Below are 25,627 nucleotides of genomic sequence, written 5' to 3' on the forward strand. Positions count from 1 at the left end.
GTATCCGGCGCTGTCCCGGATACTCGGGAATCGGAGCAATCCCGTACGAGCCAGCAAGGAACCGAAATGGCAGAACAACACGTCCCCATCGACACCTACACCACGCCCGCGATGCGCGTGAACGTCAAGATCCTGCGCTTCAACCCCGAACAGGACAAGAAGGCCCACTGGGAGACCTACCCGGTGGACGCGCAGCCCTCGGACCGGGTGCTCGACCTCCTGAACTACATCAAGTGGTACGTGGACCCCACCCTCACCTTCCGCCGCTCGTGCGGGCACGGCATCTGCGGCAGCGACGCGATGCTGATCGCCGGGCGCAACCGCCTGGCCTGCAAGACGCTGCTGCGCGACGTGGTGAAGGACGGCGGCACCCTGACCGTCGAGCCCATCCGCGGCCTGAAGGTCGAGAAGGACCTGCTGGTCGACATGGAGCCCTTCTTCGACTCGTACCGGGCGATCATGCCGTACTTCATCAACGAGAGCCCACCGCCTGCCGCAGAGCGCCTGCAATCGCCCGAGCAGGCCGAGCGGATGGCACACTCCAGCAACTGCATCCTGTGCGCGAGTTGCACGACCTCCTGCCCGATCTTCTGGGTGAACGGCAGCTACCTCGGCCCCGCCGCCATCGTGCAGGCGCACCGCTTTATCTTCGACAGCCGCGACCAGGCGACCAACCAGCGCCTGAACATCATGAACCAGAACACCGGCGTGTGGCGCTGCCGCACCGCCTACAACTGCACGGAGGCCTGCCCGCGCGACATCCCGATCACCACGCTGATCGAGGAGGTCAAGCGCGCGGTGATGTACCAACAGTCCTGAGGCGGTCAGCTTTCAGCCGTCAGCAATCAGAAAGGACGAGGGGTGGGGGCTCAGGCTTCCGCCTCTTCTCTTTGGGATGTGGGAAGACTCAAGGCCGCGCTGAGAGTGACCCGCACCGCTACCCCCCGCGCTTCCCCTACCGTCAGGGCTATGACGACGGGGGACATGGGGCGAGGGGGGACCTCCCCAGACGCGGATCGGCGGCGCTGGATGCGGGGCGGCGTGCTGCTGGGGTTGGGGCTGGGCGGCTTTTTCGACGGGATCGTCATTCACCAACTGCTGCAATGGCACCACATGGTCAGCGCCATTCACCCACCCGACACCCTGGAAAACCTGCGGCTGAACACGGTGGGCGACGGCCTCTTCCACGCCGCCACCTGGGTGTTCACGGCAGTAGGTGCCTTCCTGCTGTGGAGCGGGCTGCGGGGCCATCACCCGGCCTGGCACACCTCCGCCTTCGTCGGAACACTGCTCTTCGGCTTCGGACTGTTCAACGTGGTCGAGGGCCTGATCGACCACCAGCTTCTGGGCATCCACCACGTGCGCCCGGGGCCGTACCAGCTCGCCTACGACATCGGCTTCCTGATCTGGGGCGCGGTCATGCTGCTTGGCGGTTGGGGGCTGATGCGGAACGTGCGGCGGGCGGGCGGGTAGGGCAAAGGGGCCACACCTCCTGCGGCTGGCCCCTCTTCGCTGCCCTGATCCTCAGAACTGCAACACGTACCGCGTCCCATCGTTCCCGGTGCAGTCGCCGATGCCGTGGTCGCGCTCGTCGACCTGAAGGGTGCAGGTCAGGGTGCGGGGGTTGGCCCCGGCCGTCTTGGCGATCAGGTTCCCGGCGCGCAGGGTGGCGCGGGGCTCGGGGGGCGTGCCCAGGAAGACGCCGTATCCGGTGGAGGTGTTCCCGTTCGACTGCCCCGAGCCAAAGGCGATCCCGAAGTTCAGGCCCCCAGACGCCGGAACTGCCGCCACCCCTTCCAGCAACGCCGCGCGGCCCGCGTAGGTCTGCCCGCCAATCACGATGGTCGTGTTGTTGCCGCCGAAGGGGTCACCCGCCCGCGTCCGCAGGGCGCCGGGCAGGAAGGTCACCGTCCCCTCCGCCCCGGTGCTGGCGTTCACGATGCGGCCAATGGTGGAGGCGGTGTAGGTGGGCGCGCAGGACGCGAGGAGCGCCGCGCACCCCAGGGCGATCAGCGGGATTTTGGGCATGGTTCCAGTGTAGGCGGCCTTTCTGACGGGTTGTCGGGAATCCGCTCAAGCCCGCATCATCTGGCTTTTCTTAGTGCGGGGCGGCAGGCGTCCCGGTCGGAAACCCGCTGCTCTGCACGACCTCGTGAATTTCCAGCACGTTGGGGCCGCTGAACGCCTCGCGCGGCAGGCTGCCACTGCGCGCGTGCCCCTGACGGAAGGCGTCCGAGGTCGTCCACGCCTCGAAGGCTTCCCGCGACTCCCAGAAGGTCAGGACGACGAAGGGCTCACCTTCCTTCGTGGGCCGCAGGACATGGTTGGCGACGAAACCGGGCATACCGTCCACCAGCCCGGCGCGGTCGCGGAACCGCTGCTCGAACTGGTCGTGGTACTCGGGGCTGACGTAGATGCGGTTGGCGACGGTAATCATGGCGGGTCCTCCCCCGGCTAGCGGGCGGCGAAGTCGTGGACGAACTGCTCCTGGGCCGCGTTTTCTACCGCCCCGGGCCGGGCCTCGCGCACCCGCGCGATCGCCTGCTCGGGCGGCATCCCCGCCTGGGTCAGCAGGCAGGCGGCGGTGAGCCCCGCCCGGCCCAATCCTCCCCGGCAGTGGACGACCACCACGTGCCCGTCGAGCAGGTGCTCTATCAGCTCGTCGAGGAGGGCACAGAAGGTGGGCAGGTCAGCCGGAATGTCGCCGTCGCGGATGGGGCAGCCCACGACGGTCAGGCCCCGTTCGCCCGTCAGCGTGTGATAGTCGGGAATACCCAGCAGGTCGAACTCGTGCTCCTCGATCAGCGGCGCGAGGACGTTCACCCCCTGTTGCGCCAGCCGGTCGAGGTCCGCCGCGAGGTCCCGGTCGTGCGTCACGCCCGCCTGGAGGACGCTCGCGCCCTTCTTGCCGGGGGCGAAGGTGAGGCCCAGGCGGCCCGGCCAGAGCGCCGTGTCGATCCAGTCCACGCGGATGGGGTGGGTCTCGCTCGTCACCGGCTCAGCCCTCCCGCAACCAGCGGGCCGCGTCCAGCGCGTGGTAGGTGATGATCGCGTCGGCCCCGGCCCGGCGCATCCCCGTCAGCGTCTCCAGCACCGTGCGGCGCTCGTCCATGTAGCCCGCCTGCACCGCCGCCTTCACGAGCGCGTACTCGCCGCTGACGTTGTAGGCGACAAGGGGCAGGTCGAAGGAGTCACGCAGCAGCCGGATCATGTCGAGGTAGGCCAGGGCGGGCTTGACCATCAGGTAGTCGGCGCCCTGCTCCGCGTCCAGGCGGGCTTCCCGCAGCGCCTCGCGCTCGCCGCCCGCCGGGTCCATCTGGTAAGAAGCGCGGTTGCCCACGCTGGGGGCACTGCCCGCCGCGTCGCGGAAGGGGCCGTAGTAGGCGCTGGCGTACTTCACCGCGTAGGCCATGACGGGGACATGCTCGTAGCCCGCCGCGTCGAGGGCCGCGCGGATGGCGCCGACCTGACCGTCCATCATCGCGCTGGGGGCCACCACGTCCGCCCCGGCCCGGGCCTGCGACACCGCTGTTTGCGCCAGGAGTTCCAGCGCCGCGTCGTTGTCCACCGTCCAGTCGCCGTCCGCCGTCTGGCACAGCGGCCCACAGTGCCCGTGGTCGGTGTACTCGCACAGGCAGGTATCGGTGATCACGGTGACCTCCGGCAACGCGGCCTTGATCGCCGCCGCCGCGCGCTGGATCACGCCGCCCTCGGCATACGCCTGGCTGCCCTGGGGGTCCTTCTCGTCGGGAATGCCGAAGAGGATCACGCTGGTGATGCCCAGGTCGCGGGCCATCCGCGCCTGCTCTACCGCCCCGGCGACGCTGTGGCGGCTCACACCCGGCATGGTGGCGATGGGTTCTTGCGTCTCCTGCTCGTGGACGAAGATGGGGTGGATGAAGTGCGACGGCGACAGGGTCACCTCGCGGATCAGGGCGCGCAGGCCAGCGGTGCGGCGAAGGCGGCGGGGGCGGTCGAGCATGGGGGCAGGCTAGCGCAGGCGGGAAAGGGGGAATGGGATCGGGGCGCGGTGTGGAAGCACCTTCCGCGTCCTAGACGACGAAGGCCCGCACGCCCCGATCCCGGCAGCCCCGCAGAAGGTTCTGCCGCGTGAGGGCGACCACCTCCGGGTCGGAGTGGGCGAGGGTGAGGACGGTGCGGGCGCGGCCAGTGGCGTCCACTCCGCTCCGGGCATGGAGGACGGCGCCGCCCGGCGTGGCGAGCAGGACGGCCAGCACGTCATCGTTCAACTCACCGGGCAGCGTGACGTGCTCCGAAACCTGTCCCCCGCCCGGCATCAGGCGTGCCCTAGGCGGCGGGCCGCATCCTTCGCTACGTCCTCGCCCCAGACCCGCGCGGCGACGGCAAGGGCCGCGTGCAGGGCGGGGAGGCCACCGGGAGTGGTCGTCAACCCACCGTCCGTGACCACCTGGCCGGGACGCACCTCGTCGGGGGCGTAGCCCCAGAGCGTGCCTTCGAGGTCGGCGGGTCCTCCCACCGGACGGCCCCGCAGCGTGCCCGCGTCGCCCAGGAGGAGCAGGCCGCTGCCGCTCGCACCGGTGGGCAGGGCGGCGTGACGGGCCAGGAACTCGCGCAGCAGGGGGTCACGGGCCGCCTTCTGCGCTCCGGGGCCTCCGGGGACGAGCAGGCCAGCGGGATCGGGCAGCGCCGCGTACAGCACGTGCGGCGTACTTACCAACCCCCCAGCGGTCACGATGCTCGCCCGCGAGCGGTTGACCGTCCGGGTCGCTTCGGCCCCCCCACACAGGCGGCACACCGCGACCATGATCCCCAGTTCGAGTTCGCTGACGCCCGCGTAGACGGGGATGGCGACGACGGGACCAGCCGCGTCGGTCATGGCCGCAGGGGCCGCACCCGGTACACCCGGCGAGCGTCGGGCGGGCCGACCTCGCCCTGTTCCAGCAACAGGGTCGCCGCCTCGGGCGAGAAGCGCTCAACGCGCACCAGGTAGGCGTGCAGGGTGGCCGGGCTGTCGAAGCGGCGGGGGTGGGGGTCGCCCTCCACCCGCAGGTCCAGCCAGGCGATGCCCGTTGCCGGAACGGCACCGCTCATAGCTCGCGCAGGTCCTCCCAGAGTTGCCAGCCCACGCCCTCGGGGGTGGCGTCGAGCAGGGGATTGAGCGCCTCGCTGGCCCTCTCGGCGTCCCCATGCAGGTCCTCGCCCCCCGGCTTGTCGTCGTACAGGCGCAGGACGGTGAACTGGTAGAAGAGCTGCCCGGCGGTCGGCTCGCCGTTCTCGAAAAAGGCGAAGGGGGGGTTCACCGCGTCCCACAGCACGTGCGCCTCGTCGAGTTCGTGGGGCAGGTAGTGTTCCAGGTCCACGTCGGCGTCCTTGGGGTGCCACAGGTAGCCCTGGAGCAGGCGCACGGCGGCGCGGCCCCCCGCGGCCCCGTGGTCTTCAGTGGTGCTCATCGCCCCGCAGCATACCCGCTCCGGGCCGAGTCAGAAGGTCCCTAAGGAAGGAGTCAAGGGCGCCTCCGCCCCCGGCGCAGCAGGCGCAGCCCCAGCAGCCCGGCGAGGATCAGCGCCGCCAGGAGCGGGGCCGTGTGGTCCTTTTTCACCCCCCACCAGTAGTGAAGCGCGCCCAGCCCGGCGGCGAGGTAGACGAGGCGGTGCAGGCGTTGCCACGCGGGGAAGCCCATCCGCCGAACGGAGTCCCGCGTGCTCGTCAGGGCCAGGGGAAGAAGCAGCACGAGCGCCGCGAAGCCCGCCGTCACGAAGGGCCGCTCCAGCACGTCCTCCACGAGCAGGCCGGGCGAGAAGCCGTGGTCGAGGAGGTAGATCAGGAAGTGCAGCGCCGCGTACCCGAAGGCGAGCAGGCCGAGGGCCTTCCGAATACGGGCGGGCCACGTCCAACCCGTGAGCAGGCGCAGCGGGGTGCAAGCGAGCGAAAGCAGCAGCAGGGCGAGCGCGAGCAGCCCGGTCTGGAGGGTGGCCCGCTGGACGGGATTGGCGCCCAGCGCTCCAGTGACCGCGTCGAGGGCGAGGATGGCCGCAGGCAGCAGTCCGCCGACCACCACGCCCGGCTCCAGCCAGGGGAGCGGGGAGGCGCGGCGGGGGGCAGAACGGGAACTTGAGGCGGCCCGGCTCATCAGAAGAAGCGGTGCAGGTCCATGCCCGCGTACAGGTGCGCCACCTGTTCGGCGTACCCGTTGAAGGGCAGGGTGGGGCGGCGGCGCAACTCACCGATGCGGCGCTCGGTGGCCTGGCTCCAGCGGGGGTGGGGCACGGCGGGGTTCACGTTCGCGTAGAAGCCGTACTCGTCGGGAGCGGCGAGCGCCCAAGTGGTTTGCGGCTGCTCGCGGGTCAGGGTGATCCGCACGACCGCCTTGATGCTCTTGAAGCCGTACTTCCACGGCACGACCAGCCGCAGCGGCGCCCCGTTCTGGTTGGGCAGCACGCGGCCATCCAGTCCCACGGCCATCAGGGTGAGGGGATGCAGCGCCTCGTCCAGGCGCAGGCCCTCCACATAGGGCCAGTCGAGGAGGGAGGTGTGCTGGCCGGGAAACTGGTCGGGGTCATGCAGGGCGGTGAACTTGACATACTTCGCCCCCCCGGTGGGCTCGACCCGCCGCAGCAGCGCCGCGAGGGGAAAGCCCAGCCAGGGCATCACCATCGACCAGCCCTCCACACAGCGCATGCGGTAGACGCGGTCTTCGAGGGGGAACCAGGACTGCAAGGTGTCGATGTCCACCCGCACGGGTTTGCGCACCTCGCCGTCGATCAGGACGGTCCAGGGCCGCGTCTTCAGCCCTCCGGCGAGGCGGGCGGGGTCGTCCTTGCCCAGGCCGAACTCGTAGTAGTTGTTGTAGCTCGTGGCCTGCGCCCAGGGGGTAACCGCCTCGGTGGTGTCGTAGGGACCGGTGGGACGGGGGGCCTGCACGAGGGGCTCACCCGCCGCCTCGCCCGCCCCGGGACGGCGGGTGAGCAGTTCCAGACCGCCTCCCAGCGCGAGGGCCGTGCCCGTGAAGAGGGCGGCGTTTCTCAGGAACTCGCGGCGTGGGCGAACGGGATCGGGGGCGCCGGGCTCGTCACGTTCGGGGGGCGTGGGGGTCATCGCGTTCTCCTCCTCCCAGGTATACGCCGTTCCCCGGGGTTCGGTTCAGTGGCCGTTCTCCCCCTCCGCCTCCAGCAGCGCGAGCGCGTCGCGGACCCGCAGCGTGCCCGCCTCCCAGCCCGGGTGGAGGGACCGCAGCACGGCCTCCGGGTGGGGACAGCCCTCTTCGAGCGCCCGGCCCGCCTCCTGCCAGACGCCGCGCCGGAAGGGGGCGAGGGCGGGGTCGGCCAGCGCCTCGCGCAGCCAGCGCAGGGTCGCGGCACCGTCCCCGATGGTGGCCCGGGTCTCCAGGGCGAGGAGCTGGGCGGTGAGGCCCGGGTCGGCGTCGGAGGTGCCGGGCAGCCCCGCCTGCACCCGCCGCACCAGGGCGTGGGCGCGGTTGATCTGGGCGAGGGCCGCCTCCGGCTGTCCCGCCCGCAGCAGCGCCTCGGCGTACCCGGCGCGGGCCTGCGCCTCGGCGTAGGGGTGGTCCGTCATGTCGAGCGCGCGGGTCACGAAGTCCAGCGCCCCCCGTGGGCCAGGCTCGGCCAGCGCCCGGCTGAGGTGCAGGTCGAAGGTGAGGACCTGCTCCCGGTCGCTGGGGGCGGGCGGGCGGGCCAGAAAGTCGTCCAGCAGCGCGCGGGTATGGGCGAGGTCCGGGTGGTCCCGAACGGCCCCCGCGAAGGGCTGGAGGTACGGCCGCCCCAGCCCCCGGGTGAGGTACGCGAGGGCCACCCGGTAGCGCGTGCGGCGGGTGCGGTACTCCGCCTCCGCGCGGCGGGAACCGGGCCGGGCGAGGAGGTCCAGGGCGCGGGCGGCGTCTGCCAGGGCGGCATCCGGCTGCCCGAGCGCGAGCCGGATGGGCACCCCCTCGCTGAGGAGCCGGGCACGCAGCACCGCGTCGGCCCGTCCACCCCGGTCCTCCCCGTTCGGGAGCAGGGCAAGGGCTTGTCGTAGCGAGGCCAACCCCTCCCCCGGGCGCCCCAGGCGGCGCAGGGCGGTGGCGGCGCGGGCCAGGGCGCGGGCACGTTCCTCGGCGCCCGCGCCCGCCGCCTCCAGCCGCTCGGCGGCCTCGCCCAGCGCGGCCAGGGCACCCCCCGGTTGCCCCAGCCGCAGCCGCAGGTCCCCCTCCTGGTACAGCGCGCGGGCGGAGAGCAGGGGGCTCGTGGCGGGCACGAGGTGCAGATGTCGCAGGGCGTCCGGCCAGCGGCCCGCGTCCTTGGCGATCAGGCCGCGCCAGAGGTGGGCGCGGGGACCCCCGTGGGCCGTGCGGGGGTCACTCGCGGCGTGGGTGGCGGCCTCCAGGTCGCCCCGCCAGCGGGCGAGCGCCGCCTGCACGAGGAGCGCGTCGGCCCGCGCGGCAGTCGTCCAGCTATCGGGGTGCCCCTCCAGCGCGGCGGTCAGCTCCGGGTGGGCGAGCCCGGCGGTCGCCGCCTCAAAGTTCCCGGCGTCCACGCTGCTCTCGGCGAGCTTGACCCGGGCCCAGCCCCGGACGGCGGGTTCAGGGGATTCGAGCAGGGTGAAGAGCGCGTCCCGGGCCCGGGGGTCGTCGTACTCGCCGCGTCCGGCGTGGTGCGCGGCGACGGCGCGGGCCAGCACTTCCCGCGTCCCGCCCCGTGCCCCCGCGCGAATCCGCGGCCAGAGGGGCGGGAGGTGCCGGGCGTCGTCGGGATGGCTGGCGAGCCACGCGGCCAGCGCGTCCCACTCGCCCAGCGCGGCGAAGGCGGCCAGCCGGGTGGGGGCGAGGCCAGGCGCGGGAGGAGCGGCGGTCAGTCGGCGCAGCGCCTCCTCCCGCTCGCGGGCGGGCACGTGGGGGAGGGCCGCCGCGAGGGCGGGAACGGGGGTCCAGCCGGGGTCCTCCCCTTGCAGCAATGCGCGGGCATGGGGAGGCAGCGCCGCGCATGGGAGACCCAACGCGACCTCCAGAATCGCCCCGGGAATGCCAGCCGTCCCCCCGTCCAGTGCCGCGAGCGCCGCCGCCAGCCGCCGCACGTCCGGGTCGGCGAGCAGGCGGTCGGGGGCTCCCCCGGCCCCTCCGCCCCCCGCCAGCAGCGCGAGCCGGTCGAGGTGGCGCCCGGTCTCGCGCACCAGGGCGTCGGCCCGCTCGCGCGTCACGCCCAGCCGGGCCATCAGGTAGGCCCGCGCCTCGGCCGGGGTGGGGGGTCGCAGTTCGATCACCTCGGCCACCCCGTCGGGGAGTCCGGCGCGGTCCTCCAGGGCGAGCAGCACGGCCACGCCGGGAGGGGCGCGGCGCAGCAGGTGCTCGGCGGCCCAGGCGGCGGGCGTCGTCGGCGTGCCGTCGGGCAGGCGGGGCGGCTCCCCGGCGAAGTTCAGGTCCGACGTCACGCGGGCGAGCAGCACGCCGGGGGCCACGGGAAAGGCCGCCCGCGCGGCGTCCGCCTGAGCCTGCGCCCGTTCCGCATAGGAGCTGCCCGCCCCGGACAGGACGAGGACCGCCGCCGCGTCCCCCCGCAGGTTGAGCCGCCTCACCTCCACCCCGGAGAGCGCCCGCTCCACGTGGTCGAGCAAAATGGTCTTGCCCGCCCCCGCGCGGCCCGTCACGATCAGGCGGGGCACACGGCCCGCACGCACCCCTGCCAGAAACTGCTTGTACGCCCGCTTCTTGCTGCGGCCCAGCAGTTCCAGCTCGTCGGGCAGGGGGGCAGGGCCCGGCCCCACGGCCTCCCCTATCAGCGGTCGCCCGGCCTCCCGCGCGAGGCCCTCCAGCAGGGCACGCAGGGCGGCCTTGTCGGCGGGGGTGCCCACATCCCGGTAGACGATGTTGCGGACGGACGCGGGATTGGCGCCCCGCGCCCGCATCTCGGCCTCCAGCCAGCGCAGGCTGCCGCGCCGCTCCCGCCCCCCCTCCCGCGCCGGGGGCAGGTGGGCGCGCAGGTCCGCCAGGGTCCCCTTCCAGTCCACGTTGGGGCGAGGCTACCACCCCGGACCTGACGGCCCCATCAGACTCCCGCGCGCGCCCTCTGTATACTCGGTCCAGTTTTCACGTCCATTCCAGCTTTCCCCCAGGAGGAACCATGCGTCAGACCCCCATCCGTCCGGCCCTCGTGACCCTCGCCCTCGCCTTGACCGTCAGCGCCGGGGCGCAGAGCCTTCAGGCGGCCCAGGCCCTCTATGACCAGGGCAAGTGGCAGGAGGCCGCGACCGCTGCCGCCGCCCTGAACACCAGCGCGGGCTTCGCCCTGGCCGCCGAGGCGACGACCGCCGGGGCCAGCCTGAGCCCCGACAACCAGAAGAAGGGCCTGTTCGAGAAGGCCCAGGGCTACGCCAAGCAGGCCATCGCGCTCGACAAGAACAACGCGGACGCCTACTTCGAGCTGGCCCGCGCGCAGGGCCGCCTGGCGCAGTTCGTGGGCATCCTCCAGAGCCTGAACCTCGCGGGCGACGTGCGGAAGAACCTCGACCAGGCCATCCGGCTGCGGCCCAACATGGCGGGCGCGTACGTCGCGCTGGGCCTGTGGCACGCCAACCTCGTCAGCAAGGGCGGGGCCGCCACCTTCCTGACGGGCGCGAAGAAGAACCAGATCGTGCCCAACTTCGAAAAGGCCATCGCGCTGGAGCCGAACGTGGCCGTCCACCGCATCGAGTACGCCAACGCGCTGCTCCTCCAGGGCAACCGGGCCGGGGCCGCCGCGCAGCTCCAGAAGGCCGTGAGCCTCCCCGCCGAGACGTTCTGGGAGAAGCGCGACCTGGAGATGGCGAAGGAGAAGCTGGCGAGCTTGCAGTAGAGCGGTCAGCCTTCGGCCGTCAGAAAGAGAAGAAGCCCTGGCTACGGCTGGGGCTTTTTCGTTGCCGAGCCCTACCCGTTCAGCAGCGTCACCGCTCCCGGCAGCACCTCCGCGTGAACCGCCGTCACCCGCCCGGCCAGGTCCCCGTCGAGGTGCAGGTGGGTGGGCCGCGCCCAGGTCACGGTGACCATCCGGCCCGGCGCGTGGTGGACGCGGGGGTGGCCGAGGTGGCGGCCCCGCAGCACGCGGCCCATCAGGGCCAGGAGCCCCGCGCGTGAAACCGGTCCACTTGCCAGCGCGTGCAGCAGGCCGTCGCGGGCGTCGGAGGCGGGGCTGATCTGGAAGCCGCCGCCATAGCGGGTGCCGTTCATCACGGCGGCGAGGGCACTTGGCCCCGAGTAGAGCACCTGACCGTCCACCTCCACCGTGACGGGCGTGAGGGCGAGGTTTCGCAATGCGGCAAGGGCAGCCCAGGCGTAGCGCCCGAAGCCGGAGAGCCGGGCGGGAGCGCCCAGGGTCAGCGCCGCGACCTCCGCGTCGAAGCCCATGCCCAGGCCGTTGAGCAGGAGGTGCGTCCTCCCCTCCCCCTCGCCCGACAGGATGGTGGCGCGCAGAGCGTCGACACGCCGGGGGGAGAAAGCAAGGCGGTCCAGCGCCCCCGCGAAGTCCCCGGGCCGCAATCCCAGCATGCCCGCGAAATCGTTTCCGCTGCCCAGGGGGATGATGCCGAGAAGGCGCGCAGTCCCCACCAGGGCGGGCAGCAGCGCCCCCACCGTCCCGTCTCCCCCAACCGCGAGCACGGCGGTCTGTGTCGGCAGCGCCTCCACCCGGGCCAGGGCCGCCGCCCCGCTGGCCTCGCTGATGACCTCGAAGGAGAGGCCCCGGGCGAGCAGTTCTGCCTCCAGCCGGGGCCACTCGCGCCCGGCAAGGCCACGTCCGGCAGAAGGGTTGAGGACGACGGCGTAGGACCGCGCTGGAGGAATGGGAGTCACGTCGCCCCCAGGATAGGGTGAGGGCACACCGTCCTAACGGAGGGGCAAGGGGACTTCACCCGCTGCGGCGTGGAGCCAACGACGCTGGGGCATGAATAAGGGAAAGATGGACCTCGGCATTCCGAAGAAGGTGCAGGAGAACGCGGCACTGGGGCTGCGGCTGCGCGACGAGCACGGCTTCGGCGGCACCGAGGTCGGGGAGCACATGGCCGAGAAACTGGCGGCGGGCGGCGAACTCTCCCCCGAGGAGGTGCGGCACGTCGCCCACTACTTTCCCCGGCACGCGCACGACAACCTCGACCAGACGGGCGAGGACGGCGGCAAGCCCTCGCGCGGGTACATCGCCTGGCTGCTCTGGGGCGGCGACGAGGGCCGCGCCTGGAGCGAGAAGTTGACCCAGGAGCTGGACAAGGAGAACTGACCCCTACGCCCAGTCCTCGGGCCTCGGGGCCAGCCCGAAGTGCCACGCCACCGCCTGAGCGATGCGCCCCGCCGCCCGCCCGTCGCCGTAGGGATTGCGGGCCGCGCGCATCCGGGTAAGCGTCGCCTCGTCGTCCAGCAGGGTCGTCAGAACGGAGCGCATCTGCACCGGGTCGTTCCCGGCCAGGACGAGGACGCCCGCCTCCACCCCCTCGGGCCGCTCGGTGACGTTGCGGAGGACGGCCACGGGCACGCCGAGCGCGGCCCCCTCCTCCTGCAGGCCGCCGCTGTCGGTGGCGAGCAGGGTCGAGGCCGCCATCAGGGGCGCCATGTTCGCGTAGTCGAGCGGCCCTACCAGCTCGAAGTTGGGGAGCCCCTCCAGCGCGGGCCGCACCGCCTCCTGCACCGCCGGGTTGAGGTGGACGGGATACACGAAGTGGCAGTCGGGGTGGGCGCGGGCGACGTCCGCCAGAGCTTCAGCCATCTCCCGCATCACCGGTAGGTTCTCTCGGCGGTGCATGGTGACGGTGACCAGCCGCTGCCCCGCCTCCAACCTCGCGCGCCACCCGGGCCGCAGCGGCACCCGTCCGGCAACCTCGCGTACGGCGTCCACGGCGGTCTGCCCGGTCACGAAGATGCCCTCCTCCGACTTGCCCTCTCCAAGGAGATTCGCGCGGCTGCCGGGGGTGGGGGCGAAATCGAGTGTGGTGAGCACGCCCGTTAAACGCCGGTTGGCCTCCTCGGGAAAGGGTTCCTGCATATTCCCGCTCCTGAGCCCCGCCTCGACGTGTCCGACCGGAATCCCCTCGTAAAAGGCGCTCAGGGCCACGCAGAAGGAGGTCGTGGTGTCCCCGTGGACAAGCACCATATCGGCCCCCAGCTCGCGCAGTTTGCGGCCCGCCTGCGGCACGATGCGCCCGGTGAGGTCGGCCAGGGTCTGGCGCTCGGTCATCACGTTCAGGTCCTCATCGGGGGTCAGGCCGAAGACGGCGAGCGCCTCGTCGAGCATGGTGCGCTGCTGCCCGGTGGAGAGGATCAGGGGCGTCAGGCCGGGCTGCTGGGCGAGCGCCGCGTATACGGGCGCCATCTTGGTCGCCTCGGGCCGGGTGCCGAAGGCGAGGACGATGCGTTTGGGCTGGGGGGGGAGGGCCGGGCCAGTCATCCCGGTCACGGTATCAAAGGGAGGTGGGGCTCCTGGCTCCCACGCCCAGCCCCACCTCGTGACAAAGAAGTTTCCCTACCCGCTCACCCGCGCCGCCTCGCGGTCGAGCGCCCGCACCCGGCGGTAGGCGACGAACCACAGGCACACCAGCACGGCGGCCACCGTCGCCACGATAGCGGCGAGCGGCACCCCCTGCGCCACCATCCCGATCACGCCGCAGAGCAGCGCCACGCCCCACAGGATGACGGCGGTGTGCCGGGCCGAGGCGGTGCGCGCCAGCACCCGGTGGTGGATGTGCGTCTTGTCGGGGTGGCCGAGCGGGTTGCGGATGCCGCGTGCCAGCCGCCCGATCACGACCTGGGTGGTGTCCAGCACCGGCAGCGCCAGAACGATGAGCGGCACGAGCAGGCTGGCCCCCGCGCTCACCTTGAGGGTGCCCAGCAGACTCACGGCGGCGAGGGTGTACCCGAACAGGTACGCCCCCGCGTCCCCCATGATGATGCGGCTGGGGTTGAAGTTGTGCCGCAGGTAGCCCAGCGCTGCCCCCGCCAGCCCCGCGAGCAGCACGACCGCCGCCGCCCGGTCGGGGAACTGCGCCGCCGTGACGAGCAGCACCATGCTCACGACGAAGCCCACGCCGCCCACCACCCCGTCCACCCCGTCCATCAGGTTGACGGCGTTCGTCAGGCCCACGATCCACAGCAGCGTGAGCGCCACGCTCAGCGGCTCATTCAGCGGCCCGGGCAGCGTGGGCAGGAAGGGGATCGCGTTGAAGTCGATCCGCAGCCCGTTGACGATCAGCAGCACCGCCGCGAGCGCCTGCACCAGCAGCCGGAAGAGGGGCGAGAGGCCGAACTGGTCGTCGATAAAGCCCGTCAGCACGAGGACCGAGGCGCCCAGCAGGATCGCCAGCACCTGAATATTCACCTGCTCGATCACGATGGGCCGCAGCGCCCAGGCGACGACCACGCTGATGAGGAAGCCCGCGAAGATCGCCAGGCCGCCCGCGTTGGGCAGCGGCTCCTTGTTCAGCCGCCGCTCGTTGGGCATATCCGCCCACCCGGCCTTGATGGCGAACTCCCGCACCCGGGGAATGAAGCGCCAGGTAAACACCCACGCCGTCAGGAACGTGAGAAGTACGCTGAAAAAACCGCGCCCGAACAGGTCCGCGATACCGAATTGCGCCGCGAGCGCCTTGAGGGACTCCATATGCTGCCCGGAGTCTAAAGGCTGGCGGTGAGGGAAGGGGAAGCGGGAGGGTGACTTGATGACGGCCCGGTTGAGCGGTCCCTGCCGTGCCGGGTGCAACCATCGGGTGATACAACTGGGTCCACATAACAGAAAAACCATGTTCAGGGCGGCGGCAAAAGCTCTTCCCCCTTGAGGGGGGAGGGTGGGAGGGGGCATGGCGTCCAGAGGCCAGTGGGAAGGCATCTTCTTTGCGGTGAAGCTGGTCACACGCCCCCTCACCCTAACCCCCTCCCGCAGGGGGAGAGGGAGAAAAACCACGTCCCCATCACGCTCTTCCTTGATTGGAGGCCTACTCCCCCGCCCCTACTTCGTCCCGTAAATCCGGTCCCCCGCGTCCCCCAGCCCCGGCACGATGTACCCGTGGTCGTTCAATTTCTCGTCCACGGCGGCGACCACGATCTCCACGTCCGGGTGGTCGCGCTCGATCACGGCGATGCCCTCGGGGGCGGCGAGGATGCACATCAGCTTGATGGTCTGGGCGCCCGCGTCCTTGAGGAACTGAATGGCCGCGCTGGCGCTCCCACCCGTGGCGAGCATGGGGTCGGTGAGAAACACCCGGCGCTCGGCGATGTCGGCGGGGAGCTTGTTGTAGTAGGCGACCGGCTGGAGGGTCTGGGGGTCGCGGTACAGCCCGATATGCCCCACCTTGGCGGCGGGCACCAGGTTCAGGATGCCGTCGGTCATGACAAGGCCCGCGCGCAGGATGGCGACCAGGGCGAGCTTCTTGCCGCTGAGCATGGGGAAGTCGCCCTCCTGAATGGGCGTCGTGAGGTGGGTGGGGCTCAGGTCCAGGTCCCGCATCGCCTCGTAGGCGAGGAGCATGGAGACCTCGGCGGCGAGTTCGCGGAACTCCTTGACGCCGGTGTGAACGTCGCGCATCAGGGAGACCTTGTGCTGGACGAGGGGGTGGGTGACGGCCGTGACCATGCCCTCACGATACCCGGCGGCCGGGGAGTGAGCCGGGAGGTCGCGGCAGAGGGCCGGTGGAGCGGCGAACCCCCGCGAGATTCCTCTCGCGGCAACTTCAGATGAACGGTCAGATGCTCCTCAACCCCCGCATTACCGGTTGTTTCCCCTCACGAGGACACGGCTTCCCCGAACATCCGGCCCATGACGAAGGGGCGGCCAGGCGCGCGGCCAAGCCGACCCTTCCGAGGTGGACTCAACTGTCCTGGCTGGTGTCCACCGAGGTCTCGTTCCCCGGGTTCGTGCTGGCCGGGTCGCTGGTGATCATGCTGCCGTCGGAGGCCACATCCTGCTTGTCCAGCCCGAGGTCCTGGAACTCGTCGGCGATCCTCGCCTCGGCATGGGCGTCCTTGACAGCGTCGCGGTGCTCGTCGGTGCGGCCCATGAATTGCAGGTCCACGTTGCTGATCTCGTCCTCGGACTTGACAGCCTCGGACGGGACGTTCTGGGTATCGTCGCGGTCGGTCATGGAAACCCTCCTGTGGCCCCACGCTAGCAGGGGCGTCCGGGGGGCGGCGTGAGCGTCCCTTTAAGGTTTCACGCGCCCAGCCGCAGCACGCTCTGGTTGCCGCGCAGCACGAACACAAGCACCCCCGCCTCGGCCAGAATCCCGGCCCGGCGCTCCAGGTCGCGCACCGTGTCGGGCGCCTCGACCCACTGACGGCGGGGCGTCTCGCCGGGTTCCAGGTAAAAGCCCTCCGGCACGGCGACGAGGGCGACGCGGCTCGCGGTGGCGCGGGCACGCATGGCCTGCTCGACGAGGGCAGGTCCGGCCCGCTGCGTCAGCACGATGAGGTTGCCCCCCGCCCGGGTCGGTGGGATGGTCGGCGGGGCGGGGTCGGGGGCGGCGCGGGCGAGGAGGCGCAGGGCCGCACGCAACGTCTCCGGGGTGCGGCCGGTGGGTGTCGCTCCGGCGGTTGTGGCGACGCAGGCGGGCAGGTCGAGCGCCAACGCCTCCTGAATCAGGCTGCTCGCCAGGCGCACCACACTGTCCACGAAGGTCTCGGTGCCGTTCAGGTCGAGAAAGACCGTCACGCTGCTCGCGGCGGTCCGGTCGAGTTCGCGCACCGTGAGAGCCCCGGTGCGGGCCGAGAGGCGCCAGTGGACGCGCCCCGGCGGATCACCCGGCAGGTAGGGCCGCGCCCCGCGCAGGCTGATGGGGTCCTCCAGTCCCAGGGTGCGCGAGAGGGTGCCCTCGCTCAGCAGCGGGCGCAGCAGGTCGGGGAGAACCAGGCCGTGCGTGCCGGGATAGACCTCCACCCGGGCGGGAACCCCCAGCGGGGCGGAATGCCAGAAGAGGCCCAGGGGATCGGCCCAGCGCAGCGTGCCGCCCGCCCAGGCATATTCGCCCCGGCGGTTGAGGGCGAGGGTCGTATGCCGCTCGGCCACGCTGCGCCCGAGGGTCAGCCCGCCCACGGCCACCTGTTCCCCGGCCACGACCGTCAGGGGGGTGGGGTCCTCGACGAGCACGCGCAGGGGCCAGCGGGACTCGACCTCGACGCGCACGAGGTACGGGAGATGGTCCCCCTCGAAGCCCTGGGGCGGAAACTCGCGCGTCAGCGTCACCCGGGGCGGGCGGCGCGACACCAGGAACGCGGCGAGGACCGTGAGCAGCAGCGCCGCCAGGAGGAGGAGCAGCGCGGGCAGGTTCAGGGGGCGGCTCCGGCAGAGAGGGGTTCGGCGGGCACGGGTTCGTGCCGCAGCACGTCCGCGACGATCTCCTCGGGGCGGGTCCCGGCGAGCCGCGCCTCGATCCGCAGGCTGAGGCGGTGGGCGAGGACTCCCGGCGCGGCGGCCTTCACGTCGTCGGGCAGCACGAAGGTCCGGCCCGCGAGCGCCGCGAGGGCTTGCGCCACCCCCTGCAAGGCGAGGCTGGCGCGGGGACCTCCGCCCAGCGCGACCTGCGGGTGGGCACGGGTCCGGGCACTCAGCGCCGCGATGTAGCGCCGCAGGTCGTCCGAAACCCGCACCTCGCGCACCGCCGCCCGGGCCGCCAGCAGGTCGTCGGGTGTGGCGACGGCGCCGAGCGTGTCGATGGGATGCGAGCCCTGGAGGCGGGCGAGCATCCGCACCTCCTCCTCAGGCGTGGGGTAGCCCACCGAGAGCCTCAGGAGGAAGCGGTCGAGCTGCGCTTCCGGCAACCGGTAGGTGCCCTCGTGCTCGATGGGATTCTGGGTGGCGACCACCACGAAGGGCGGCGGGAGGACGTGCGTGACCCCCGACTCGGTGACCTGGCCCTCGCCCATCGCCTCCAGCAGCGCGGACTGCGTCTTGGGCGTGGCGCGGTTGATCTCGTCGGCGAGGAGCAGGCCGGTGAAGATCGGCCCGGGGACGAACTCGAACTCACCGGTCGCGGGGCGGTACACGCTCACGCCCGTCACGTCGCTCGGGAGCAGGTCGGGCGTGAACTGCACCCGGCGGAAGCCTAACCCCAGGCTGGCGGCGAGCGCGCGGGCCAGCATCGTCTTGCCGGTGCCGGGGGCGTCCTCCAGCAGCAGGTGACCGCCCGCCAGGATGCCCGCCAGCGCGAGCCGCGTCACGTCCTCCTTGCCGACCAGCACCCGCGCGACGTTCTCCAGCACCCGGCCCGCGTAGGCCTGGACTCCGGCCAGCTCCCCTGTTCGTCTTCCGTTCGTCATGTCGTCTCGCTTTCCGTGTCTTTTCGGTCCGGCTGCGCCGTGAGGTGCGTCACTTCCCGCGCGGCCCGTTCGGCCGCGTCCGCGTCGTCCTCGGTCACCCGGCCCCCGTAGCGCACGGGGGAATAAGCGGCGACGAGGGTGCCCAGCGGCCCGGCCAGCGCGGGCCTCACCCCGGCCACCCGGCCCGCGTGCTCGGCGGGCGTCTCCGCCTCTCCCCGCCCCAGGCCCGCCGCCCCCAGCGAGGCGAGGGCCGCGCGGTAGGCCAGCCGGACACGGTGCAGCGCCTCCTCCTCACCCGGGGATGGGGTGGCGGTCAGGGTGCCCCCCGGCTCCACCTCCTCTGGGTCCGGTCGAAAGCGCAGCCCCAGCCAGAACAGCGCTGCCGCCAGTCCGGTGAATACCAGGAAGGCGAGCAGGCTCAGGACCCACAGGCCCCGCTCCCAGAAGAGGCCGAGCGGGTCACTCACCTCCTTAAGGGCTTGGCTGGAGGGTGATCCCGCCGCCCCCACCGTTCCAGGCCCCAGGCCTTCCCCCGCTCCCGAGCGAGCCGCAACCCAGAAGCCGAAGAGCAGCGCCGCCGCCAGCCCCACGCCCAGCACCGCCGCGACCTCCCACCAGCGGACCCGGAAGGGCTCGCCGGGAATACGGCTCCGCGCCCGCCACATCGCAAACGCGAGCGCCGCGAAGAACAGCAAGCCGCTCAGCAGCACGAGGTCGCCGCCGGGGAGGCGCTCCGGCAGGTCCCCGACCGGACGGACTCGGCGAATCTCGCCCGGACTCCCCGTCTCTAGCGCCGATGTTCGGGGCGGCTCGGCAGTTGGCCCCGCCTCCTGCGCCTGGATCGGGGCAGTGGGTGAGCCACCCCCCGGGCTGGGGCGTGATGATCCGACTCCCGGCAGCGCGAACGCGAGCAGGGCGAGGAACAGGGCCGCCGCCAGGGCCGCACCCGCCGTGCCCAGCAGCGCCTTCCCTCCCCCGCCCAGCCGCCGGACAGGCCGCTCCTCCACCCCCGCCGCGCCCAGCAGGGTCAGCAGCAGCGCGAGCAGGCCGAGGGCCAGGAAGGCGAGGGAACGGCCCCCCGGCACCAGCGCCCCCAGCAGCAGCAGGGCCACCAGCCACCCCGCGCCCCAGCCCACCCGCCCTTCTTCCAGGGCCGCGACACCTAGATGCACAAGCGCCGTGCCGCCCATGACGGTCACGAACGCCTGGATAAACGCCGTCGCCCCCCCCGGCCCCCGCATTCCCGGCAGCGCCACCACCAGCCCCACCCCCGCCCCCAGCAGCAGCAGCGGCACCCGCACCGAGCGCGGCCCGTCTCCCCGCCGGGTGAGGGCCAGGGCCACGGTGAGCCCCAGCACCGCCCACCACGGCAGCCACGCCGCGCCGACCAGCGGGGCGGCCAGCAGCAACAGCGAGCGGTCGGCCCAGAGGGGCACGGAACGCGGGGAGGATGGGGAGAGGGCCACGGGAGTTCTGCCTCCCAGCCTAGCGCAGTGGGGGAAGGGGCGGGGCGCAAATCGGCGGGCGGGCAGGGCAAGAACAGCGTCGCAAGATCGGCACGGCAACCCCTCCGGCCCTGCGGGCCACCTCCCCTTAAAGGGAGGCAACAACTTCGGGTTCCTGAGGGGCAAGAGGCCGCCCCTGGCTCCCCTCTCAGCGGAGCTGACTGAGGGGTTGGCCGCGGCAAACCTTTCGAAAACCGGAAACTGGACTTCGCAGTTGCCGCAGCGGGCGTCTTCCCACACCGAGTTGTAGTGTTGAGCGTCAACAAAGCAGCTCCGGCCCGCGTCCGTGGCGAGGCCCTTCGCGCTGCTCAGGGTGACAGACAGTCATTCACCCACTGACTATCGAAGCCCTCATTGCCAACGAAAACCCCCGCCACGGGGACGGGGGCCGGAAGTTCTACACACTCAATCCAGAAAATCGCGCAGCTTGCGGGTGCGGCTCTCGTGGTACTTGAGCTTCCGCAGCGCCTTGTTCTCGATCTGGCGGATGCGCTCGCGGGTCACGTTGAACCGCTGGCCGACCTCTTCCAGGGTGTGTTCGCGGCCATCGACCAGGCCCTTGCGGAACTTCAGGACCATCGCCTCGCGCTCGGTGAGCTTGGAGAGGGCCTTTTCGAGTTCCTCGGAGAGCAGGGTCTTGGCGGCGTTGTCGACCGGGGAGTCGAGGTTCTCGTCGGGAATGAAGTCGCCGTAGAAGGAGTCCTTCTCGTCGCCGATGGGGGTCTCCAGCGAGACGGGCTCCTGGGAGACCTTCTGGACCTCCTCGACCTTGTTGGCGTCCCAGCCGGGACCCATCGCCTCGGCGATCTCCTCGTAGGTCGCTTCGCGCGAGAGTTCCTGCTGAAGCTGGCGGGCGGTGCGCGTCAGCTTGTTGATCGTCTCGACCATGTGGACCGGGATGCGGATGGTGCGGGCCTGGTCGGCGATGGCGCGGTTGATCGCCTGGCGAATCCACCACGTCGCGTAGGTCGAGAACTTGTAGCGGCGGCGGTACTCGAACTTTTCGACCGCGCGGATCAGGCCCTGGTTGCCCTCCTGAATCAGGTCGAGAAAGCCCAGCCCGCGCCCGGTGTACTTCTTGGCGATGGAGACGACCAGGCGCAGGTTCGCCTCGATCAGGCCCTGGCGGGCGGCGGCCCCGTCCTCCATCTGGCGCATCAGACGGCGGCGCGCCCGGTCCTCGAGGTCGGGCTCCTCCTCCAGCATCTTGCGGGCCTCCTCGCCCTCCTCGATGCGGCGGGCGAGGGCGATCTCCTCCTCCAGGGTGAGCAGCGGCACCCGGCCGATCTCGTGGAGGTACTGCCGCACCGGGTCGTTGGACACGGCGCGCGGCATGTCGTCGAAGTACTTCTCCTCCTCGTCGCCCTCGGCGGCGGCGCCGGGGGCCGCACCCTCCTCCACGTCGTCGAGGTCGGTGTCCTCGTCCTCGTCGTCGAGGTCCTGCACCTCGATCTGCTGGGCAGCGAGGTAGAGCTGCATGTCCTCGAAGGCCTCGGCGCTCTCGGGGTCCAGCCCGTTCGCCTCCAGCGCGACCGACAGGGCGGCGGCGATCTCCTCGCTGGACAGCACCCCCGCCGCGCGGCCCGCCTTCAGGAGCTCCTGGATGCTGGGGTGCGCGTAGTAGGGCTTGTCGGCGGGACCGGCCTTGGCGGCGGGTTTGGCCGCGGGCGCCGCCTTGGTGGCCGCCTTGCGGGCCGGGGTGGGCGCGCCCTCGGCCCCCGCGTCGGTGTTGGGGGCGGGGTCGGTCTGGCTGGCCGCCTTCTTGGCCGAGGCCGACTTCGCCGTGGCCTTGCGGGGCGCCATTTTCCGGGGGGTGACCTCATGGGCGGCTGCGGCGGTCTGGTCCGGCTCGCCGTTCTGGGCCGCCGGGCGGGCGGGGGCGCGGGGGGCGGGGGATGCCTTGACGGGGTTCTCGGCGGGGCCGCCCTCCGTCACGCCCGCGCTGGAGGCCGGGACTTTGCTGCGGGTCCGTGCTTTGGTGGGTTCTGCCATGCGTGCTCCTGTGGCGTGCGGGGAAGGCGGCGAAGGGGGCCGGGGCGCGTCAGTCTAGCAAACCCCCTTTCGACATTCAGATGCCGGTCACCATTGGGAAGCCTGGGGGAAAGAGAGATACGCGGTGAGGGGACGCCGGGTTCCCGGGAGGCGGCTGCCCCAGCCGGGCGCTCAAACGGTCGCCGGGAAAGTGAGGATGAAGGACTCCTTTCCCGGCAACCGTTGTGTTCCCTCTCCTTTCGACGCCCAGTGCGCAATGAGAAGCTGGGCGAACTGGCCTTTTCGCTATCCGGCACAAAGGCAAGCGGTGCTCGCCACCCCTCTCCCGCAAGGGAAGAGGGGGAAAAAGCCCCCGTGCCGCATCTCCGTACTGCGTATCAAGCGTCTTCGGGCGGGTTCAACCCGAATTGAACCGGTTCAACTTGAATGCCTCAGTCCTCCGCCGTCTCCGCGAGGACCAGCGGCTCCCGCTGCCGGTTGAGCCAGCGCGGCGAGTTGCCGTAGGGGTTGAGCACCGGGTCGATGGTCATCTCGCGGGCGGTGCGGTTGCCCTGAGTGCTCTTGGCGAGCTTGAGCATGTCCGCCTTGGGGCGGCGGTCCTCGTACAGCAGGCCGTTCTTCTCCTGGAAGGTGTCGGTGAGCTGGGTGTAGCAGAAGCCCGACAGGCCGTGGCAGTCGTGGATGGCGGCCAGCAGCGCCGAATAGTCCTGAAGGAAGTCGATCTCGCTCTGCGACTCGCTGTAGCCCCAGCCGCTCTCGTGGTTGGGGATGTAGGCGATCCCGCCGAACTCGGAGAGGACCACCGGCTGCCCCATCACCTCGAAGCCGCCCAGCGTCAAGGCCCGGTCGGCGGGCTGCTGCTGCTCCAGCGAGAGCCGGGTGGACTCGATGGTGCCGTAGCGCCGCCGCAACGCCTCGGTGTCGTCGGCGTAGTCGTGGATGGTGAGGATGTCGGTCGCCACGTGTTCCCAGCCGTCGTTGCCGATCACCGGGCGCGAGGAGTCGAAGGTCTTCGTGAGGTGGTACAGCGCCCGCACGTAGTCGCGGTGGGCCGGGTTGGTGGGCAGGTCCGGCACCCCCCACGACTCGTTGAAGGGCACCCACGCCACGATGCAGGGGTGCGAGATGTCGCGCTCCAGCACCTCCTCCCACTCGCGGGTGAGGCGCTTGACCGCCTGCGGGGTGAAGCGGTAGGGGCTGGGCATCTCCTCCCACACCAGCACGCCCAGCACGTCGCACCAGTACAGCCAGCGGGGGTTCTCGATCTTCTGGTGTTTGCGCGCGCCGTTAAAGCCCAGCCTGCGGATGAGTTCCACGTCCTGGCGCAGCTCGTCGTCGGTGGCGGTCATCAAGGAGTCAGGCCAGTAGCCCTGGTCCAGGACCATCCGCAGGTAGTACGGGCGCCCATTGAGCAGGAAGCGGTTGCCGTGGACCGCCACGTAGCGCATGGCGGTGTAGGAGCGCACCCGGTCGACCACCTGCTCCCCCACCAGCAGGTCCACCTGCGCGTCGAGCAGTTGGGGGTGGGCCGGGCTCCAGAGCAGCTCGTTGCGGAAATCGTCGATGCCGGGGTCGGCCAGCGAAATCTGGCGGGAGACCTCGGGGTGGCGCACCCCGTAGCGGTCGTCGGCCAGCAGGTCCCCGTCGCGGTAGAGCCGCACCCGCACGCTCATGCGGGGGGGCAGCGGCCCGGCCACCTCGACCTGCACTCCTATCTCCCAGCTCTGCATGCTGCTCGACCAGCGCACCCGGCGCAGGTAGGTCTCGGGCACCCGCTCCAGCCAGACGGTCTGCCAGATGCCGGTCGTGCGGGGATACCAGATCGAGTGCGGCTCGCGCTGCCAGTCCTGCTTGCCGCGCGGCTTGGCGAGGTCGTGGGGGTCGTCCTCGGCCCGGACCACGATCTCGACCGTCTCGCCCGCCTGGGCCTGCTCGGTGATGTCGGCGGTGAAGGGCGTGTGCCCGCCCTCGTGTTCGGCCACCAGATGGCCGTTCGCCCACACGCTGGCCCGGTAGTCCACCGCGCCGAAGTGCAGCAGCAGACGGCCCGAGCGTTCCTCGGGCGTGAGCGTCACGGTCAGGCTGTACCACACCACGGGGTGAAAGCCCTCGTCACCGATGCCGCTCTTGCGGCTCTCGGGGGCGTAGGGCACCAGGATCTGGCGGTCGAAGATCACCTCGCTGGGGTGGCGCCAGCGCGCCTCATCGTCGTAACAGAACTGCCACAGGCCGCCCAGGTCGCGCCAGTGTTCGCGCTCCAGCAGCGGGGTGGGGTGGGTGGAGTAACGCAAATCCTCTCCTTCTGCCGGGCTGGTCTGCGGTGGCACTCTGCCACCCGGCCACAACTCGCGGTCCCGCAAATGGGCCAGGACAGTATGGAGCCTGACCCGGCGGAGAGGTCAACCGTTTTCGCCCCTTTCCCGCCGGGGCGGTGGGTTCCTCAAGGGACGGGAAATCCCGGGTCGGTGCAGGCCCCCAGGCGGTGCCCCTGGGAAACACGCTCAAGAGCCTTTCGCCGGAAGGCGCGGAAGGTACAAGGGCAACACGGGCACCTCGGCCTGCGCCCTTCTGCCTCCCCGGGCGCCTCCTCGCGCGGGAGGTCCGGGGACTGCCGCTCAGTCGCTGCCACCCGCCGTGAACGTTCCGGCCCGCGCCACGCCTTGAAGGGAGCCTGGCCCCGCTTCCGCCCGGAGCAGCAGCGCCTGCATCTCCTCCCAGGTGCGGTCCCAAGACATGCCCGCCAGCAGCGCGTCCGCCCGGGCACGCCGCCCGGTTTGATCCGCACTCAGGGCCGCCAGGACTGCCGCCTCGAACTCGTCCACCCCCTGCGCGATGCTCACCACCCCGCGCTCGCCGTAGGGCCGCACCACGTCCCGGATCGGGGTCGAGACGACCGGGAGGCCCGCCGCCAGATACTCAGGAGTCTTGGTGGGACTGATGAACTCCGTCGCCTCGTTCAGCGCGAAGGGCAGCAGGGCGACATCCCAGTGAGCCAGGTACGACGGCAGTTCCGCGTAGCTCTTCATCCCCAGGTAGTGCAGGTTCTCCCCCCGCGGCAACTCCGCCGGGTCGATCTTCACCACCGGCCCCAGCAGCACGAACTGCCACTCCGGGCGCCGCCGCGCCAGTTCTCCCACCAGCTCGATGTCGAAGCGCTCATCGATCACGCCGTAGAACCCCAGGCGGGGACGCGAGAGGTGTTGCTGGTCGGCGGGGTCGGGCAGGCCGTTTCTCGCCCGGGCGAAGTGGCCCACATCGACGCTGGAGGGGAAGGGATGGACGTTGTGGTGCTGGCGGCGCTTGGCCTCGTACAGCCGGTGGCCCCCCGTGAACACCACGTCCGCCTGCCGGAACAGCTCCTGCTCCCGCTCTCGCAATTTCGGGGGGGCGCTGCGGAAGTTGGCAAGTTCGTCCATGCAGTCGTACACGACGCTGCCCGGCTGCACCACGTCGAGAAGCGGCAGCCGCATGGGGGTGTAGACCCAGGCGAGGGGCCGCCTCACCCCCTCCCGCTCCAGGAAGGGACCCAGCAGCCGGGCGGTGACCTCCTCGGCGGCGTCGCCGTACAGGCCCGGCGGGACGTGGGGCGTCAGCACGGTCACGCCCCCGTCGGTGGTCACCTCCAGGTGGGGCTGGGCACCGCCCTCCACCGGCTCCTCCAGGTAGTACACGCGCCGGGTGCGGGCCGCCCGGGTCATCAGGTGCTGGGGGCGCTGGTACACGAACTTCCAGCGCAGGTGCGAGAGGCACACCACGTCGGGCTGGCTCTTGAGCATGGGCTTTTCCTCCTGGAATGAACTTGAGAATCAGCCGCGCCGTGGCGGCTGCGTGGGGCTGAACGGGCTGTGGACATCCGCGGTGGATTGGGGCCGCCGGAGCCCGATCCCTGTAACGGCAG

General features: G+C 71.5%; 26 protein-coding genes. 4 read left to right on the forward strand and 22 right to left on the reverse strand.

Annotated elements, in window-relative coordinates; translation table 11 throughout:
- The first annotated feature begins 66 nt into the window (after nucleotides 1-66).
- Both DAERI_RS17355 and DAERI_RS17360 read left to right on the forward strand, forming a co-directional pair.
- The gene (locus tag DAERI_RS17355) at nucleotides 67-819 is read left to right on the forward strand and encodes a succinate dehydrogenase iron-sulfur subunit (protein WP_165794266.1); all 753 of its coding nucleotides are present in this window, start codon (nucleotides 67-69) and stop codon (nucleotides 817-819) included.
- A gap of 150 nt (nucleotides 820-969) precedes the next feature.
- Nucleotides 970-1,473, forward strand: a complete 504-nt coding sequence (locus DAERI_RS17360; protein WP_103130703.1) for a DUF2243 domain-containing protein — start codon at nucleotides 970-972, stop codon at nucleotides 1,471-1,473.
- 51 nt (nucleotides 1,474-1,524) lie between these two features.
- Here the strand turns inward: DAERI_RS17360 and DAERI_RS17365 are convergent, their stop codons facing one another.
- From DAERI_RS17365 to DAERI_RS17415, 11 genes are all read right to left on the reverse strand, one after another.
- Nucleotides 1,525-2,028 (reverse strand): hypothetical protein, encoded by a 504-nt coding sequence (locus DAERI_RS17365; protein WP_103130704.1) that lies wholly within the window; start codon nucleotides 2,026-2,028, stop codon nucleotides 1,525-1,527.
- Between the two features lie 70 nt (nucleotides 2,029-2,098).
- Nucleotides 2,099-2,437 (reverse strand): antibiotic biosynthesis monooxygenase family protein, encoded by a 339-nt coding sequence (locus tag DAERI_RS17370; RefSeq protein WP_103130705.1) that lies wholly within the window; start codon nucleotides 2,435-2,437, stop codon nucleotides 2,099-2,101.
- Between the two features lie 17 nt (nucleotides 2,438-2,454).
- On the reverse strand, nucleotides 2,455-2,994 hold the full coding sequence (locus DAERI_RS17375) for a cyclin-dependent kinase inhibitor 3 family protein (protein ID WP_103130706.1): 540 nt from the start codon (nucleotides 2,992-2,994) through the stop codon (nucleotides 2,455-2,457).
- A gap of 4 nt (nucleotides 2,995-2,998) precedes the next feature.
- Complete coding sequence (hemB, locus tag DAERI_RS17380; protein WP_103130707.1) at nucleotides 2,999-3,982, reverse strand: porphobilinogen synthase; 984 nt, start codon at nucleotides 3,980-3,982, stop codon at nucleotides 2,999-3,001.
- A 70-nt stretch (nucleotides 3,983-4,052) separates the two neighbouring features.
- Nucleotides 4,053-4,298, reverse strand: coding sequence for a hypothetical protein (locus DAERI_RS17385; RefSeq protein WP_103130708.1), 246 nt, complete (start codon nucleotides 4,296-4,298; stop codon nucleotides 4,053-4,055).
- A complete protein-coding gene (locus DAERI_RS17390) occupies nucleotides 4,298-4,858 on the reverse strand; it encodes a type 1 glutamine amidotransferase family protein (protein ID WP_103130709.1) in 561 nt (186 codons plus the stop codon). Before DAERI_RS17390 ends, DAERI_RS17385 begins: the two co-directional genes overlap by 1 nt.
- Nucleotides 4,855-5,073 carry a hypothetical protein gene (locus tag DAERI_RS17395; protein ID WP_103130710.1) on the reverse strand — a complete coding sequence of 73 codons (219 nt, stop codon included), beginning with the start codon at nucleotides 5,071-5,073 and terminating at the stop codon, nucleotides 4,855-4,857. Before DAERI_RS17395 ends, DAERI_RS17390 begins: the two co-directional genes overlap by 4 nt.
- Nucleotides 5,070-5,432 carry a DUF3208 domain-containing protein gene (locus tag DAERI_RS17400; RefSeq protein WP_103130711.1) on the reverse strand — a complete coding sequence of 121 codons (363 nt, stop codon included), beginning with the start codon at nucleotides 5,430-5,432 and terminating at the stop codon, nucleotides 5,070-5,072. The genes DAERI_RS17395 and DAERI_RS17400 overlap by 4 nt, the downstream gene beginning before the upstream one ends.
- Nucleotides 5,433-5,485: 53 nt before the next feature.
- Complete coding sequence (msrQ, locus tag DAERI_RS17405) at nucleotides 5,486-6,112, reverse strand: protein-methionine-sulfoxide reductase heme-binding subunit MsrQ (RefSeq protein WP_235610443.1); 627 nt, start codon at nucleotides 6,110-6,112, stop codon at nucleotides 5,486-5,488.
- On the reverse strand, nucleotides 6,112-7,077 hold the full coding sequence (gene msrP, locus DAERI_RS17410) for a protein-methionine-sulfoxide reductase catalytic subunit MsrP (RefSeq protein WP_103130712.1): 966 nt from the start codon (nucleotides 7,075-7,077) through the stop codon (nucleotides 6,112-6,114). Before msrP ends, msrQ begins: the two co-directional genes overlap by 1 nt.
- A 45-nt stretch (nucleotides 7,078-7,122) precedes the next feature.
- Entirely contained in the window at nucleotides 7,123-9,978 is a 2,856-nt protein-coding gene (locus DAERI_RS17415) for a RagB/SusD family nutrient uptake outer membrane protein (protein WP_103130713.1), read from the reverse strand.
- A 113-nt stretch (nucleotides 9,979-10,091) separates the two neighbouring features.
- Between DAERI_RS17415 and DAERI_RS17420 the strand changes: the two genes are divergently transcribed.
- Entirely contained in the window at nucleotides 10,092-10,802 is a 711-nt protein-coding gene (locus tag DAERI_RS17420) for a tetratricopeptide repeat protein (protein WP_103130714.1), read from the forward strand.
- Nucleotides 10,803-10,873: 71 nt separating this feature from the next.
- On the opposite strand, the gene DAERI_RS17425 is transcribed toward DAERI_RS17420, so the two are convergent.
- Nucleotides 10,874-11,794 carry a diacylglycerol/lipid kinase family protein gene (locus DAERI_RS17425; protein ID WP_103130715.1) on the reverse strand — a complete coding sequence of 307 codons (921 nt, stop codon included), beginning with the start codon at nucleotides 11,792-11,794 and terminating at the stop codon, nucleotides 10,874-10,876.
- A 91-nt stretch (nucleotides 11,795-11,885) separates the two neighbouring features.
- On the opposite strand from DAERI_RS17425, the gene DAERI_RS17430 reads away from it, so the two are divergent.
- Nucleotides 11,886-12,215, forward strand: a complete 330-nt coding sequence (locus DAERI_RS17430) for a DNA-binding protein (protein WP_103130716.1) — start codon at nucleotides 11,886-11,888, stop codon at nucleotides 12,213-12,215.
- Between the two features lie 3 nt (nucleotides 12,216-12,218).
- Here DAERI_RS17430 and wecB read toward each other — a convergent pair whose 3' ends face one another.
- The 10 genes from wecB to DAERI_RS17480 all read right to left on the reverse strand — a co-directional run bounded on the left by wecB (nucleotide 12,219) and on the right by DAERI_RS17480 (nucleotide 25,505).
- On the reverse strand, nucleotides 12,219-13,376 hold the full coding sequence (gene wecB / locus DAERI_RS17435; protein WP_103130717.1) for a non-hydrolyzing UDP-N-acetylglucosamine 2-epimerase: 1,158 nt from the start codon (nucleotides 13,374-13,376) through the stop codon (nucleotides 12,219-12,221).
- Nucleotides 13,377-13,451: 75 nt separating this feature from the next.
- Complete coding sequence (locus DAERI_RS17440) at nucleotides 13,452-14,585, reverse strand: MraY family glycosyltransferase (RefSeq protein WP_103130718.1); 1,134 nt, start codon at nucleotides 14,583-14,585, stop codon at nucleotides 13,452-13,454.
- A gap of 345 nt (nucleotides 14,586-14,930) precedes the next feature.
- A complete protein-coding gene (gene upp, locus DAERI_RS17445; protein WP_103130719.1) occupies nucleotides 14,931-15,554 on the reverse strand; it encodes a uracil phosphoribosyltransferase in 624 nt (207 codons plus the stop codon).
- Nucleotides 15,555-15,789: 235 nt separating this feature from the next.
- Nucleotides 15,790-16,062 carry an M-like protein gene (locus tag DAERI_RS17450; protein WP_103130720.1) on the reverse strand — a complete coding sequence of 91 codons (273 nt, stop codon included), beginning with the start codon at nucleotides 16,060-16,062 and terminating at the stop codon, nucleotides 15,790-15,792.
- A gap of 68 nt (nucleotides 16,063-16,130) precedes the next feature.
- On the reverse strand, nucleotides 16,131-17,180 hold the full coding sequence (locus DAERI_RS17455) for a DUF58 domain-containing protein (protein ID WP_235610444.1): 1,050 nt from the start codon (nucleotides 17,178-17,180) through the stop codon (nucleotides 16,131-16,133).
- Nucleotides 17,181-17,242: 62 nt separating this feature from the next.
- A complete protein-coding gene (locus tag DAERI_RS17460) occupies nucleotides 17,243-18,232 on the reverse strand; it encodes an AAA family ATPase (RefSeq protein ID WP_103130721.1) in 990 nt (329 codons plus the stop codon).
- Nucleotides 18,229-19,668 carry a DUF4129 domain-containing protein gene (locus DAERI_RS17465; RefSeq protein WP_103130722.1) on the reverse strand — a complete coding sequence of 480 codons (1,440 nt, stop codon included), beginning with the start codon at nucleotides 19,666-19,668 and terminating at the stop codon, nucleotides 18,229-18,231. Before DAERI_RS17465 ends, DAERI_RS17460 begins: the two co-directional genes overlap by 4 nt.
- Nucleotides 19,669-20,142: 474 nt before the next feature.
- A complete protein-coding gene (rpoD, locus tag DAERI_RS17470) occupies nucleotides 20,143-21,729 on the reverse strand; it encodes an RNA polymerase sigma factor RpoD (RefSeq protein ID WP_103130723.1) in 1,587 nt (528 codons plus the stop codon).
- Between the two features lie 431 nt (nucleotides 21,730-22,160).
- Nucleotides 22,161-24,020: a glycoside hydrolase family 2 TIM barrel-domain containing protein gene (locus DAERI_RS17475; protein ID WP_103130724.1), complete on the reverse strand. Its 1,860-nt coding sequence runs from the start codon at nucleotides 24,018-24,020 to the stop codon at nucleotides 22,161-22,163.
- Nucleotides 24,021-24,344: 324 nt separating this feature from the next.
- Nucleotides 24,345-25,505, reverse strand: coding sequence for a glycosyltransferase family 1 protein (locus DAERI_RS17480; protein ID WP_103130725.1), 1,161 nt, complete (start codon nucleotides 25,503-25,505; stop codon nucleotides 24,345-24,347).
- Nucleotides 25,506-25,627 lie beyond the last annotated feature (122 nt).

The sequence above is a fragment of the Deinococcus aerius genome, assembly GCF_002897375.1.
Lineage (GTDB): Bacteria > Deinococcota > Deinococci > Deinococcales > Deinococcaceae > Deinococcus > Deinococcus aerius.

Coding starts and splice junctions, on each gene's coding strand:
- DAERI_RS17460 (WP_103130721.1), bottom strand. CDS start 18,232: ATGACGAACGGAAGACGAACAGGGGAGCTGGCCGGAGTCCAGGCCTAC.
- DAERI_RS17390 (WP_103130709.1), bottom strand. CDS start 4,858: ATGACCGACGCGGCTGGTCCCGTCGTCGCCATCCCCGTCTACGCGGGC.
- DAERI_RS17450 (WP_103130720.1), bottom strand. CDS start 16,062: ATGACCGACCGCGACGATACCCAGAACGTCCCGTCCGAGGCTGTCAAG.
- DAERI_RS17385 (WP_103130708.1), bottom strand. CDS start 4,298: ATGCCGGGCGGGGGACAGGTTTCGGAGCACGTCACGCTGCCCGGTGAG.
- DAERI_RS17355 (WP_165794266.1), top strand. CDS start 67: ATGGCAGAACAACACGTCCCCATCGACACCTACACCACGCCCGCGATG.
- upp (WP_103130719.1), bottom strand. CDS start 15,554: ATGGTCACGGCCGTCACCCACCCCCTCGTCCAGCACAAGGTCTCCCTG.
- hemB (WP_103130707.1), bottom strand. CDS start 3,982: ATGCTCGACCGCCCCCGCCGCCTTCGCCGCACCGCTGGCCTGCGCGCC.
- DAERI_RS17430 (WP_103130716.1), top strand. CDS start 11,886: ATGAATAAGGGAAAGATGGACCTCGGCATTCCGAAGAAGGTGCAGGAG.
- DAERI_RS17395 (WP_103130710.1), bottom strand. CDS start 5,073: ATGAGCGGTGCCGTTCCGGCAACGGGCATCGCCTGGCTGGACCTGCGG.
- DAERI_RS17400 (WP_103130711.1), bottom strand. CDS start 5,432: ATGAGCACCACTGAAGACCACGGGGCCGCGGGGGGCCGCGCCGCCGTG.
- DAERI_RS17365 (WP_103130704.1), bottom strand. CDS start 2,028: ATGCCCAAAATCCCGCTGATCGCCCTGGGGTGCGCGGCGCTCCTCGCG.
- DAERI_RS17360 (WP_103130703.1), top strand. CDS start 970: ATGACGACGGGGGACATGGGGCGAGGGGGGACCTCCCCAGACGCGGAT.
- msrP (WP_103130712.1), bottom strand. CDS start 7,077: ATGACCCCCACGCCCCCCGAACGTGACGAGCCCGGCGCCCCCGATCCC.
- DAERI_RS17370 (WP_103130705.1), bottom strand. CDS start 2,437: ATGATTACCGTCGCCAACCGCATCTACGTCAGCCCCGAGTACCACGAC.
- rpoD (WP_103130723.1), bottom strand. CDS start 21,729: ATGGCAGAACCCACCAAAGCACGGACCCGCAGCAAAGTCCCGGCCTCC.
- DAERI_RS17480 (WP_103130725.1), bottom strand. CDS start 25,505: ATGCTCAAGAGCCAGCCCGACGTGGTGTGCCTCTCGCACCTGCGCTGG.
- msrQ (WP_235610443.1), bottom strand. CDS start 6,112: ATGAGCCGGGCCGCCTCAAGTTCCCGTTCTGCCCCCCGCCGCGCCTCC.
- wecB (WP_103130717.1), bottom strand. CDS start 13,376: ATGACTGGCCCGGCCCTCCCCCCCCAGCCCAAACGCATCGTCCTCGCC.
- DAERI_RS17420 (WP_103130714.1), top strand. CDS start 10,092: ATGCGTCAGACCCCCATCCGTCCGGCCCTCGTGACCCTCGCCCTCGCC.
- DAERI_RS17440 (WP_103130718.1), bottom strand. CDS start 14,585: ATGGAGTCCCTCAAGGCGCTCGCGGCGCAATTCGGTATCGCGGACCTG.